Below are 12,911 nucleotides of genomic sequence, written 5' to 3' on the forward strand. Positions count from 1 at the left end.
ATGCAAGATCACATCAGTCTCGACAGTAAGCGGATTCTCGTCACTGGCGGTACGACCGGGATCGGTCGCGCGACCGTCGCGATGCTTGTCGCGGAAGGCGCGCGGGTCGTGACGTTCGGCCGACACCAGCCGGAACTCGACAACACCCTTATCGAAGCACGAGCCGGACGCGGCCGTGTCGAAGGCCTCATTGCCGACGTCGCCACGAAGGAGGGCATCGACCGGGTGTTCGATACTGTCGATGCGACGCTGGGTGGGATCGACATGCTCGTGACCTGTGCCGCGCTCGGCGCGGAGCCGATCCATGAAATGGACGAGGACGCCTGGCGGTACGTCGTGGAGACGAACCTGATCGGGACGCTCGCCAGCGCCCGACGCGCGATCCTCCGGATGGACGCGCAGGGCGGCGGGCATCTGGTGTTCGTCGGATCGATCAGCACCGAGATCAAAGCGGCAGGTGAAAGTGTCTACTCGGCGACCAAGGCCGGCATCCAGGCGTTTGCGGAAACGCTACGCAAGGAGGTCGCCGACAAGAACATCAAGGTCAGCGTTATCCAGCCTGGCTCGGTCGACACGCCGATGCAGGAATGCAGTGAGGATCAGAAGCGTCAGGCTGTAGCGGATCACAAGATGCTCCACGCCGTCGAGGTCGCCGAGACGATCCAGTTCGTGCTGACCCGGTCTGCCAGTGCGGACATCGTCAACCTGCGGATCGAGCCTCGTCTTCAGAAGACGAGCTGATCCCTCGCCGCCGGTACGTTCGACGTGCTGATGCTCTTTCACGCTCAAATAAGTTAGCGTGACATAGTTCGCAAAACCCAGATGTTTTTTCGTGATATCGAACCGATGATATGTTGCCTAGTCATGTAGAGAAGATTTGTGCGCGGTGACGAAGACCAACGAATTGACGAAAAATGCTGGTGTAGATGTAGATCAGTACGGATTTTGTGAACATTATGACTATCGAGCACGTTGTCGGATCAAGCAGATTTATGCTTGTTATTTAATGCCTGGAGGTGGCTTGTGGCATTGGATCATATCGTCGACTCCGTAGCAGCTGGGCTACGATCCCTTGTCTCGACGGGGGCTGGGGACATCACATCCGATCGCGCGGATGTGCTTCAGGATTTGCATCTTGCAGAGCAGGCGTGGGCAACCGACGGCGTGCTGAGCGGACCCTGGTTCCTGCGCGACGGCGATCACGTGGCCTTCACGCCAACAACCCGCAACGGTGCAGCGCTCACCATCGGCGGGCAGACGACGAATTTCATCCCTGCCGACCGCTTCGCCGACTATCTGGTAAACGTTCGGGAGGGCATTGAACGCGGCGACTTCGATACCGAGATTTCCAACGCCCTGCACGGGTCTGCGGGCGTCGGCGGGATCGCGGAAGTGCCAGTCCCGCTGCCCCGCGGGGGCGCCCCAGATCGGGTTCGGCAGGCGCAACAGGACGAGGCGCTCGCGCGAGGCGGTCGCAATCCCGACGGGTCAATCGCTGCGATCGTCGGATCACGGCCTTAGCGGCCGTGCGTTGCGCAACGCTTCTTGGCGTACCGACCAGCTCAACACGCGAATTTACTATGAACACGTCTGGAGAAAAACGATGCCAATGAAGCATATCGTCCTGTTGCTCGCTGCCGCAACGTCCACCGTAGCGCTGGCGCAGACGCCGCCACCGCCACCGCCGCCTGAAGCAAAGACTGCGGCAGCGCCCTATGTGATGGCCGCGGGTATGAGTGACCTTTATGAGATCAACGCGAGCCAAGTCGCGTTGCAGAAGTCCCAGACACCTTCAGTGCGCCGGTTCGCCTCCATGCTGATCAAGCACCATCAGGCAACGACGGCAGCAACGATGAGAGCTGCGACGAAGGCGGGTCTCACGCCTGCACCGCCCGTTCTCGATCCCGGCACTACTGCTTCGATAAACGAGTTGCAGTCCGCCCCCGCAGCGGATTTCGATCGCCTGTACATCGGGCAGCAGATCCCGGCCCATCAGGCTGCGCTTGACCTTCATCGCAGCTATTCGACCGGCGGTGATCAGGCCCCGCTTCGGATGTCGGCCAAGGCCGCGGTGCCGATCGTCAAGCAGCATTTGGACGCCGCGATGAAGCTGCAGAACGGCAAGTCGATGGCTAAGATGTCGGGCATGTAAGCGTCATGGAGCGCCGTACGCGGCGCTCCAATCCGTTCAGTTTCGCACAATGCTCGAGAATTGACGAGCGGGAGTAAATTATGGTCACCACCCCACTGCCATCGCCCGAAACCGATTCTGGTCCCAAGCTCGTCGGTAACGAGGACGGAACGGAAGGCCATTATTCCGGCGAGGAATATGACAGTTATCAAAAGAAGCAGCCTCGCAACGTCGAAGTCGGCGCAAGTCGCGGCAATCGTAAAGCGAATGTTCTGGCGTCGAATGCCGCAGCTGACGAAAGCATCCCCGCGGACGCGGGACGTCGCGCGTACATCGACGAGAAGACCGGCGAGGTCCATGGCAGCGGTGCTGGCGCGGGCGGTGGGAACCCGACCGAGGATTATGGTGCAAATTCCACGGGTGGCGGCGGCGAAGTTCGAGAGACGCAAAGTCCCAAGCATTAAAGCTTAGGGTTTTGCCCTGGGGCAATTGAAAAGCCGCTTAGATCTCCTGGGATATCGCGCCTTCCGAATAGAAATCGCCCTGACATAGCCGACCCCGTCAGGACCACGGCGGCCTAGCAGGGAATTGGCACGCCACGATGCCGCGTCGCCGAAAATTCTAGATCAAGATTGCAGAACATCCATGTGCATTAAGGCTATTCTCTTCGATATCGACGGTACGCTGGTCTATACGAACGACATGCACGTTCTCGCCTAGAGGAGGCGTTTGCCGGCGTCGGCGCGTCGTTCGACCGCCAGATCATTCACGGCCAGATCGGCAAGGGGACCGACATGCTGGCGGCCACGCTGCTGCCCCACCTCAGCGACGACCAGGTTGACGAGCTCGGCGACGCGCATGGCGTGATCTTCAAAGCGAAATATCTGGAGACGCCCAGGCCGTTCGCGGGGGCGTACGATTTGCTCACGCATGCGCCCGGGCTTGGCCAACGCATTGTATTGGCGTCATCCGCATCTGGTCCGGAGCTCGACCATTATATCGACCTGCTCGACGCACGCGAACTGATCGCCGCGACGACGAGCAGCGACGACGTCGACAAGACCAAGCCCGCGCCTGATATCTTTGCGACCGCGCTCGAAAAGCTGCTGGGGATCGATCCGTCCGACGGGGTTCCCTGAACACGCGCAACTTCATGAATCAGCCACCGCGCCTGCCGCCACCGCTCTACGCACCCTCGGTCGTTGCCGACGCAGCGCTGTTCGCGTGCGCAACGCCGCGGCGGACTCTGTATGCAGGCGGCGGGGGCTGCTGTCCTCGCTCCTGGGGCGGGCAGCATCGCGGCTGAGCGACAGGATCATGGAACTGGTCGCACGTCCGCACAGCAGAAGCCGGACGATCCCGGCGATCCGTTGCGCCGCGATAGTCTCTATGCCCCGCGCGTCGATGCGCTGCGCGGTGGCCAGGATTTGCACGCCCACAGATCCAGCGCCGCATTACAGGTCCAGAAGCTCCACCCGGCATTATTGACGCTTGGCGTGCTAGGGGCCGGTGTCGCGGTGAAGCTAAGTCGCCCGAGGGATACCCGAGGTTGACGTCGGGCGCGGCAGAGGAAGGGGCCGGGCCCGACTTCGATGTCGTGCTCGTCCTCAGCAGGGGCAATGCCTTGGGCGCGTTCGAAGCGTGTTCGACACCGCTAACCTGCAGGTCGGCCCCGAGCATGTCCGCGCCAGCGCGGCGCTGCCGGTCGTGTTTCCACCGGTCGAGATCGACAGCCGTTGGCTGATCGACGGAGGACTATCAGCGAACCTCCCCCTCGATCCAATCCTTGGCGATTCGCCGACGCGGCCGACACTGTGCATCGCCGTCGGCCTGTTGCCGCTGGACGGGCCGAGACCGACCACGAGGGGTGAGGCCGTCAGCCGCCTGCAGGATCTGATCTTCGCCGCGCACTCCCGCCGCACCATCGACCGCTGGGAGGCCGCCCATGCCGACCGCCGGGACTTTGCGCTGTCGCTCGTCCGGCTTGGCTATACCGAGCAGGATGACGATGTTGCGGGCAAGACGCTCGACTTCTCGGCCGTCACGATCCTATAGCGTTGGCCGGCGGGGCGCCGAGCCAGGATGCTGGTCGTCGCCGAATCCACCGGGCTGTTAGATAAGACGGCGGATGGACTATTGGTATCCACCGTTTTCTTCTCGCTCTTTCGGGGCGTCTTTTTGTACTTCTTCCATTTTCTTCGCTTGGTCGGCAGCTTCCTGGCCTTCGACTATAGAATTTATCAAGACTTGCTTCCTAACGATGATTAGTTTCGGCGAGCGTTTACTCCGGGGCCTCATCGGTATCCATATCATCGCGGCCCGCCTTCGCGAGATCATCTACCTTATGGTCCCCACCAGTCTCGCCGGTCTGGTCGCCGGTCGTCGTTCCAGTAGGGTTCTGCTTTTTGATGTCATCGACGGGGTTCGCACCCTCGTCGGAGTTCGGTTCGCTGTCGCTCATAATCCGCTCCTTTGCTGAGAGAATATTAACGCACAACAGGGGCAGGCTGGGCCCGATCCATTGTCTTATCTTGCATCAACCCGCCCGGGATTTTGCCGATGGCCTTCGCGCCCGAAAATAGATCTCCAAGTTTGATCAATGAAGGGCGGGAGGAGTCATTGCGGGTGTACCCTGTGTGACAACCTGCCTTTTCACTGATCGTTGGCACCAGTGAACATGTCACATTGGTACCACCCAGATCGGACAGTTGCGCGGGAAGCGCTGGCTCCAACAAACGCGGGCTGGGGGGTAGAGCGGCAGGCAGGGGCTGCGTGTTAGCCATCCTCACCGGACGCAGGCTCAACTTTTAGCAGCCGACGATCGCGAGCGATCTTCGCGAGAAGGGTACGGCTGCAACCTGTCGCATCCATAATCTCCCGCCAGCTGCGGCCATCGCCCAACAGCGAGGAGATGGCGGCGTTGCGCGTCTTGTTCTCTGGACGCCCCTTATAAAGGCCGGCCGCCTTGGCCTTGAGAGTGCCCTCAGCCTGACGGCGACGCCGATCTTCATAGTCTTTGCGTGCGACCGCGGCGAGGACGTCGAGCATCATCGCATTGACCGCGGCAAACATGCGGCCGGTGAACTCGTCGGCCGGCGCCGTCAGGCTCCACGACGTCGGCAAATCGAGCGCGACAATGCGGACCTGTTTGGCGTCGATAAGGCCGCGGAGCCGCAGCCAGTCCGGCGAGGTGAGGCGGGACAATCGATCGACTTGCTCGACTAGTAGTACGTCACCGGGTTCGCAGTCGGCCAGTAACCGGAACAGTTCGGGCCGATCCAACTTGGCGCCGCTTTCGTTCTCGACATATCGCGCTGCAATCCGCAGCCCTTGCTCAACCGCAAACGCGTCAAGAACGCCACGGGCACGTGATGCGTCTTGTTCGGTCGTTGAGGCGCGAAGATAGGCACGTATGAACATGGCTTAGTCCTCTATACGTGGTGCTTGTTTGTTTAGTCCTTTTTGAGTGATCTACGCAACTATAAAGTACCGGCTAACTGCCAATCCTCAAAAGGCACACTCAAAAGGAACCAGCGCTAAATCGATCAGTGTCGTAATCTGCAGCGGAGCGGGGCAGGGGGGCCGGCAATCGGAAGTGCCCCAACGTGGACCTCTCGCAGCCATTTTGGCTTTCCCGAAACTCCACCTCCATGAGGCCATTCCGGGAAAATGATTTCGGGAACAGATTCTGGGAAAAGCGCGGCACATGAGGAGCGGGGCTGACTGAACAACGCCAGTTATCCCACTAGCCCTTCCTTTTCGGGAAGTGCGATTGCGAGTAAGCCATTGCTATCCGTCGTACGTTAGGTCCGATACGAAGTTCGCCAATGGCTAAAGGAGAGAATTTGTGCAGAACGAAAGGACCGACGAGAGTCTGGTAATGGTTCCGATACCGGCGCTAGTTGCAATCCTCCTGCACAGCGATAAGGAAAAGGGATCTCCGTTAACAGAGTCGGAGGTTCTGGCTATTCGCGATCAGGCAGTGTGCATAAAAATGAGCTACAGCATGGCCGCTGAAATGGCCGAAAAGCGCGGCTACGATGACATTAGGCCGGAAAATCTATGGGAAGATTGGAATGCGATCTATCCAAGCTTGGGTTTGTAATAGAGCCATTCTCCTTATTCGATGCTGTTACGGGAATGGCCGAGAATGGTAGACAGCGGAATGGCCGAGTTCGGAAACGAGGCAGTTACTGTTCCGCTAGAGATCTCCAGTCGTCGACATTTATGCGCTCGGCGGCCTGCTACAATCGAACTCGATTTTGAAGGCTCCGTCAGCCCTTAAGATATAAGAGCAATGATGCCAGTCTACCTGACCCTCTTCGAGCATGTCACGCCTGAGCGCGGATAGAGCATCATTGACGGATCGATTCACGGATCTCTCGCCTTCCACTCCTTCAACGAGCTTGCCGTTATGCACGACATCATAGCGCCTCTGTATCCAGTCGTCATGGACTTCCGCCACGACCCTTATTTCGGACACAGAACCAACTAGCATCGGTGCGATTGCGATACCGATGTTTTCCAACTGACGGCTACTTTCCATTCTGCATTACCTCCGCCAATTATTGTCGAAACGACGTTCGCAATGCTCCCATATAAAGAGGAGTGACCGCAACTAGATGGTTCTAGCGATCCCACGCGTCCATTTGCGAACGGCGGGCGAAAAGGCATCGGCGTTCTCGGAATCGATCTTTTCGAGAAAGCCGGCCGGCAGGCGGACCTTGCACCATCTCACGGCCCGACGTTATGTCTTCGCACCGGGGGGGAGTGCATGAGTTGGTTTCGACGGGCTACGTCTGGCAGCTCCAACGCGCGGGTCGAGGCAATCCGCGCGCGCCGAAAAGCTCAAGGGCACGATCTCACAACGCTCCAAGAAGGGATCATTCAATCCATCGCGGACTGGGAGCCCTCGATAGAAGCAACGTCGCAACGTACCCTCAAATTGATCAGCGTGGCGATTTCAGAGACAGGCCGGTGGGAAGATGAGGAGGAGTGGCGGATCAGTACTTGGTTCACCAGCTCGATCGTCGAAGGCGTGTTGAGCGAGCGGCCATGGTTCACGGTCGCTGTCGCTTGTGACGGACAAACCCTGTCGTGCGGCAGTCCCTCGCTCGAACGAGCATATGGTTTTATGCGGCTCTATCAAAAGCTGATTGTGGATCAATTTTACTCCGTCGGACCACCTTGGTCGGACCAGAGCCCCTTCAAACCACGCGAGGAATGACAGTTTCCGGCCAAACGGGCCATTCCGAGAACTCGATCCAAATGGGAACGCCCCGACTGTCTCGCTGGCCGTTCCTTTTCGAGAAAGCACTTCCGCCCTTTTAATGACGGTGTTTTCGCTCCAAGGCGCAATTAATTCTCAAAGGAGCGGATCATGAGTAGCACGGTTCGGTTCGGTATCTTTGCAGCTAGCTTGCTCGTCACGACGGCGTTGGTCTGGGGTGGGGCCGACTTAGCTATGCTGTTCGTGCGCTGGGCCAGCGAGCATAAAAGCGCCGCCAACGTTATACGATCACTAGCTGCACCCACTCTGATGATTACGGGAGTCCTTATATATCGTCGTTATACGCGCAGTGCAATTTGAGCCAATGCGCTACGGGGCTCAGCATTTAATCTTCCCACCTAGCCATCGATTCCGGGAATGCCTGGGCCGTCTCGATCGCTGTTCCTGTTCAGGAAAGCGGGCCTACGGGGTGGGCCTTGTCTGCGGACGCCGCATTGGTTCAGATGCGGTAGGTAGGTAACCGTGCGGAAGAAGAATCTGATTAGGCTTGGCGTGAGCGGCGCGCTTGTGCTTGGCGTCCTTGCGACGTGCCAGCTCTCGCGCAGTCGCGCAGACCAAATTACCGCATGGACACGGTCAGGTAAGATGCCAGCGACCGATGATCCGATGAACATCGGTATAATGTTCCATGGTTATAACGGTCCCTTAGCAGGCCTCCCACTCACTGCCCCTCCCTTGTCTACGAGGCCATCCCCAGTTCTCCTCAGTATCGATGGCTGCGGATTCTCCCACACCAATAGGGGTGTTGCCGCTGATGTCGCGATTTTAAATGCGGGAGAGCGGACGGGAGAACAACGATGGACCACTCTGGAGGCATGCCGTCGCCACGACTCCAAAGTCCTTGAGAATACCTTGAATAAAGAAATTAATGCTCTGCTTGGTGCGACGCGCTATCGACAGTGGTTCGACAGGAAATCCGTCATCGTATTAGGATACGGAGATGCAGCGCCTTTGGTTGCTGCATTGAAGCAGAATGTAGCAGGTCGGATAACCGTAGGAGACCCATGTTTTATCGCGTGGCGCACGATATCGCCTCAGTCGCCGCTGACAATTTTGTTGACCAAGACACCATCCGCACGAGGCGTTGACGCATCTTCAAGCCAGGGTATCGCCTGCCCAGCTCAAAAGAGACCTAGTAATTTTGGTGCCGCAAAGGTGGTTCAGATCGACGGCCGGATAGGCTCGGCAAGCAGGCCGCTCGGTTTAAACAAGGCATTATACGCCGCGTATTCGACGGTAAACATTGCGAGATAGCGCAGATATCGTACTCATAATTTCTTTGAGGATACCGACTAATTATCGCTCCGGACATTCCCGAAATTCGATCCATTTCGGGAAGGCTCGATTAGCCGTTACCGCTCCATTTATAGACCGTTCGTCACGGGAAACACGTCGTATCGCTCGTGTGTTCAAAGCCTCGTTACCTTTTCGAAACGCCGTCATGACAAGATGAGGGCAGACACATCAAGGATCGCCGGATGTTAGTGTTGCAAGGAACGAGAGGCCTTTGGCTTGGCCGAGCTGTTATCGGCATAATGGCAACCGTTCTTCTCGGATCGTTGGCGTCGATGGGAAAAGGCGAGTTAAATATTCTGTTCGCACCAGCGTTTGTCGTGGGTTGCGGGACCATTGCCGAGATTATTCGTGCTCTAAAGCCGTATACACTTCATTTAGATCTATCCGGCGTGACCCTGAAAACGCCGTTTCGCGAGCGATCGTGGATTTGGCAGAACTATCAAGGGATCGTCCGCGTCGCAGCACCAATAGGCGAGAAGCCTTTGGCTTTGCGGGCGCTCAACAATGCGGGAAGATCACAACTCATCCTGTTGGGAAAGTGGCCGATACGGATCGAAATCGAAATACAGAAATATGCTAACGCGATAGGCGTGCGGGTGCCGCTTCTCGCAAGTGACCTCTAGTCCCATCTTCCCATATCATGATCCTGATCGGAAAGTCGTGGTCGGGAGAAAACGTCAGCTCCTCGACAATCGGAAGCCTTCACGTCATTCCTCAAAGCCTTCATACCAAACTGCCGGGAGAGTGACGTGCGCAATGTTTTGATCGCGGCATTATCTCTTGGCTTCTTAGTCGCAAACGCTCCGCGGATTCCTTCACCCTCGCCCACTGGATCGATGCTCAGCGACCGGTTCCAATCCGTACTAATGAAAAGTACGCTTTCAATTCTTGCAAGCGTTACGCCGAGTTTGCCCGCATTAGCAGTAATCTCGATCGGCAGATAAATACCCTGTGGAAGAACGCGTTCGCCCGAGAGAAACGGGTGGCAGTGGTTAGAGCACAAACGAGCTTTAAGGCTTTAGTCAGCATTATGTCGCCCCCCCGCCGTTCATTGTGAAGGCGGGATTGCGTCAAATGCAAAGCGAGTGATCGCAGCAATCAGATACGCCGAAGTGGGAATGAGCCGGTAACACTAGGGAGGGAGTCATCGGTTAAGGGTGGCTATTGAATCCCTATCAATTAGCAAACCGCCGACCGGTCTTTCCCGAAATAGGATCCTATTCGAGAATCGAAGCCGGCACGAGCCGCGTCGCGAAAGGGGGTCTTTTGCGACGTCGGGAAAAGCTTGCCTGCGACCGTAATCAGGTACATTCTCTGCTTATGGACACGCTAGCCAATCGGCTCGACTACCTCGGCAGGAACTACATCGTTTTCCTAGGGCTGCTGATGCTTTTACAGGGCGTAGGATACGCCACTTCTCCGGAGCTGGTATGGGTGAGCAGCGCGCTCATTGCTGTTCTCGTCTTGAACAAGATCCGCATGATGAGGAGAGGTTCGAGAGCATCGCGCTGACCTTCTACAAAGCGCGCACGCCTTCCACATTCCTCCCAACCCGGCCGCTGCGCTGATGCAAAAATCAAACAGACTGTGTGAGAACTCGGCCTGAGGATTCCCGTAGATCGCGGCGCATGGTATGTTTTTGCCATGGCACATCTGTCTGGAACGGACCGCTCGCAGCTCCTGCTGCTGCCCGAAGCGGTGGATGATTATGTCGGACCGGATAATCCGGTCAGGTTCATCGAGGCCTTTGTTGACGGGCTCGAGCTTGGCGCGGCCGGGTTCGTCCGTGTACAGCCCAAGGCAACGGGCCGCCCGGGCTACGATCCGGCAGATCTGCTCAAGCTGTACATCTACGGCTACCTGAACCGGATCCGGTCGAGCCGGCGCCTGGAAACCGAGACGCACCGCAATGTCGAGGTTATCTGGCTGCTACGGCACCTCAAGCCGGATTTCAAAACCATCGCCGACTTCCGCCGCGACAACCGTGCCGCCTTCAAGACGGTGTTCCGCGAGTTCGTGGTGCTGTGTCGTCAGCTCGATCTGTTCGGGCGCGAGCTCGTGGCGGTCGACGGCACGCGCATCAAGGCGGTCAACAACAAGACCCGGAACTTCACCCGGGCATCGCTCGCCAAAGCTATCCAGGACGCAGACGAGAGGCTCGCCGGCTACATGAAACGGCTCGACGAGGGCGATGCCGACGAAGACCGCACGCCGGGCGGCGGTTCCGGCAATGGCGATGGCAAGCTGGCCGAGAAGATCGCCGCCATTCAGGGCAAGCGCGATCGTCACAAGGAGATGCTCGCCGAACTGGATCGCGCCGGCGCCGACCAGATCTCGCTGACCGATCCGGACGCCCGCGCGATGGCGCGCATGACCAAAGTGGGGGTCGGCTACAACATCCAGCTCGCCGTCGACGTGAAGCACAAGCTGATCGCCGGGCAGGCGGTGAGCAACCAGGTCCTCGACCTCGGCCTGCTCGCGCAAACCGCGACAGCGGCAATGGAAGCGCTCGGCGTCGAGCGGATCGAGGCCGTCGCCGACCGGGGCTACTTCAAGATCGAGGATATCGAGGCCTGCGAGGCGGCCGGGGTTACGGCTTATGTGCCCAAGCCAATCCGCGGTCCCGCCGTGCGCGAGGGCTTCTTCGGCAAGGACGTGTTCCGCTACGAGCCTGCCCGGGACGTCTTCGTTTGCCCGGCTGGGGCCGCGCTCTCGCCGCGCTACCGGGGCAAGTCACGCGACAATGTGAAGGTCGACTATGCCAACCGCGATGCCTGCAAGGCGTGCACGCTGAGATCGCGCTGTACTCGGTCATTCCGCCGCGTCTCGCGCCTGGAGAACGAGGCCGTTCTCGACCGCATGGCGGCGCGGTTGGCGGCCAGGCCCGAGATGCTGGACCACCGGCGAAACAGCGTCGAGCACCCCTTCGGCACCATCAAACAGTGGATGGGTCAGGGCGCGTTCCTGATGCGCCGGCTCGAGAACGTTCGCGGCGAGTTCAGCCTGACCGCGCTCGCCTATAATATCAGACGGGCCATCACTCTGGTCGGTGTCCCGGGCCTGATCGCCGCGGTAAGGGCGTAAAACCGGCCTTCTCGCGCCACGAACGCCAGACCGGACCTCCAACAGCCGTCTCTCGCCGCCTCAACGTCATCAACGGCCACCCTCGGGCCCATTTGGTTCTCGAACCGCTCGAGATTGGAAATCGCTGACACCGACTGCGCTGTTCACGACTTTCCACACAGTCTGTTTGAGATTTGCATCAACGAATGTCCGGGATGGGGAGGATTGCAGACCGTCCGCTAAGGAGTGGCAGCATGGCGATAACTGGCATTTTGCGACGCTGCCGCCTTTCCTAGAAACAATCTTCCATTGTTAACGTTCATGCGCTTGGCGGCCTGCTCCGATCAAACTCCATTTTGAAAGTTCCGTCAGACCTTAACGCATAAGAGCAATGGTGCCAGTCTTCCTGCCCCTCTTTGAGCATGTCGGCCCTAAGGGCAGATAAAGCATCATCGACGGATCGATAGACTTCTTGATCGACCTCCACTCCTTCTATCAGCTTACCATTGCTCATGACGTCGTAGCGGCTCTCCAGCCAATCGTCATGGACTTCCGCGACGACTCTTATTTCAGACACGGGAGCAATTAGCATATGGGCAATTGCGATGCCGATGTTCTCTAACTGATGGCTACTATCCATCTCACATCACCCTTACTAATAGTTTTACGACGGTCCAATCACTGCCGAGACCGCTTTTTCTATTTTCGCACAACAAAGGCACTGGGTGCAACTGAATGGCTCTATCGAACTCGCACGTCTTGATTAGTCGCCCTGAGCGGCCAGTTGCCCCGCTGATGGCGTTGACAACTCTCCGAGCTAGCCGCGCTCTCACCTGCTCCCCATTGCCCCTCACCAAAATTGCCATTCGGCGATGGAAAAACCGGAATGATTGCGCTGAACGAATGGCCGTTATCGGGCCCCCGGAACGCCAGCATCAACGTCCGGGGCTGGGCGTTCCTGTCGATCCAGCGCCCGGGTCTCAATCTAGGTGTTTAGTCCACGATTAGCTAACTCGTCGCCGAATGCCAGGGGTCGAGTGGTAGTCCGCGCGACGACGAACGAACGTGCCATAGTAGTGCAGCGGGTCGTCGATCGCGGCTATTTCGTAAGAGGCGTTGGCTGTCAGCAGG

At 58.3% G+C, this 12,911-nt stretch carries 14 protein-coding genes; 11 read left to right on the forward strand and 3 right to left on the reverse strand.

Annotation, left to right across the window (positions count from 1 at the left end):
* The 7 genes from U1707_RS18655 (at nt 1) to U1707_RS18685 (ending at nt 4,399) form a co-directional block, all read left to right on the forward strand.
* Entirely contained in the window at nt 1-741 is a 741-nt protein-coding gene (locus U1707_RS18655) for an SDR family oxidoreductase (protein ID WP_332801562.1), read from the forward strand.
* A gap of 288 nt (nt 742-1,029) precedes the next feature.
* On the forward strand, nt 1,030-1,521 hold the full coding sequence (locus tag U1707_RS18660; protein WP_332801563.1) for a hypothetical protein: 492 nt from the start codon (nt 1,030-1,032) through the stop codon (nt 1,519-1,521).
* Nucleotides 1,522-1,609: 88 nt separating this feature from the next.
* Complete coding sequence (locus U1707_RS18665; RefSeq protein WP_332801564.1) at nt 1,610-2,152, forward strand: DUF4142 domain-containing protein; 543 nt, start codon at nt 1,610-1,612, stop codon at nt 2,150-2,152.
* 80 nt (nt 2,153-2,232) lie between these two features.
* Nucleotides 2,233-2,595 (forward strand): hypothetical protein, encoded by a 363-nt coding sequence (locus U1707_RS18670; protein ID WP_332801565.1) that lies wholly within the window; start codon nt 2,233-2,235, stop codon nt 2,593-2,595.
* A 312-nt stretch (nt 2,596-2,907) separates the two neighbouring features.
* The gene (locus U1707_RS18675) at nt 2,908-3,270 is read left to right on the forward strand and encodes an HAD family hydrolase (RefSeq protein WP_332801575.1); all 363 of its coding nucleotides are present in this window, start codon (nt 2,908-2,910) and stop codon (nt 3,268-3,270) included.
* Between the two features lie 502 nt (nt 3,271-3,772).
* Nucleotides 3,773-4,186 carry a patatin-like phospholipase family protein gene (locus U1707_RS18680; RefSeq protein ID WP_332801566.1) on the forward strand — a complete coding sequence of 138 codons (414 nt, stop codon included), beginning with the start codon at nt 3,773-3,775 and terminating at the stop codon, nt 4,184-4,186.
* A 27-nt stretch (nt 4,187-4,213) separates the two neighbouring features.
* Complete coding sequence (locus U1707_RS18685) at nt 4,214-4,399, forward strand: hypothetical protein (protein ID WP_332801567.1); 186 nt, start codon at nt 4,214-4,216, stop codon at nt 4,397-4,399.
* Nucleotides 4,400-4,412: 13 nt separating this feature from the next.
* Here the strand turns inward: U1707_RS18685 and U1707_RS18690 are convergent, their stop codons facing one another.
* A complete protein-coding gene (locus U1707_RS18690) occupies nt 4,413-4,592 on the reverse strand; it encodes a hypothetical protein (RefSeq protein ID WP_332801568.1) in 180 nt (59 codons plus the stop codon).
* Nucleotides 4,593-4,906: 314 nt separating this feature from the next.
* Nucleotides 4,907-5,551 carry a recombinase family protein gene (locus U1707_RS18695; protein ID WP_332801569.1) on the reverse strand — a complete coding sequence of 215 codons (645 nt, stop codon included), beginning with the start codon at nt 5,549-5,551 and terminating at the stop codon, nt 4,907-4,909.
* 460 nt (nt 5,552-6,011) lie between these two features.
* Between U1707_RS18695 and U1707_RS18700 the strand changes: the two genes are divergently transcribed.
* The 4 genes from U1707_RS18700 (at nt 6,012) to U1707_RS18715 (ending at nt 11,801) form a co-directional block, all read left to right on the forward strand.
* Entirely contained in the window at nt 6,012-6,236 is a 225-nt protein-coding gene (locus tag U1707_RS18700; RefSeq protein WP_332801570.1) for a hypothetical protein, read from the forward strand.
* Nucleotides 6,237-6,905: 669 nt separating this feature from the next.
* On the forward strand, nt 6,906-7,358 hold the full coding sequence (locus tag U1707_RS18705; RefSeq protein WP_332801571.1) for a hypothetical protein: 453 nt from the start codon (nt 6,906-6,908) through the stop codon (nt 7,356-7,358).
* Between the two features lie 1,541 nt (nt 7,359-8,899).
* Complete coding sequence (locus U1707_RS18710; RefSeq protein ID WP_332801572.1) at nt 8,900-9,340, forward strand: hypothetical protein; 441 nt, start codon at nt 8,900-8,902, stop codon at nt 9,338-9,340.
* Between the two features lie 1,021 nt (nt 9,341-10,361).
* The gene (locus U1707_RS18715) at nt 10,362-11,801 is read left to right on the forward strand and encodes an IS1182 family transposase (RefSeq protein WP_332801573.1); all 1,440 of its coding nucleotides are present in this window, start codon (nt 10,362-10,364) and stop codon (nt 11,799-11,801) included.
* A 298-nt stretch (nt 11,802-12,099) separates the two neighbouring features.
* On the opposite strand, the gene U1707_RS18720 is transcribed toward U1707_RS18715, so the two are convergent.
* A complete protein-coding gene (locus tag U1707_RS18720; protein ID WP_332801574.1) occupies nt 12,100-12,420 on the reverse strand; it encodes an immunity protein YezG family protein in 321 nt (106 codons plus the stop codon).
* Between the last annotated feature and the right edge of the window lie 491 nt (nt 12,421-12,911).

Source organism: Sphingomonas sandaracina, assembly GCF_036663695.1.
GTDB lineage: Bacteria > Pseudomonadota > Alphaproteobacteria > Sphingomonadales > Sphingomonadaceae > Sphingomonas.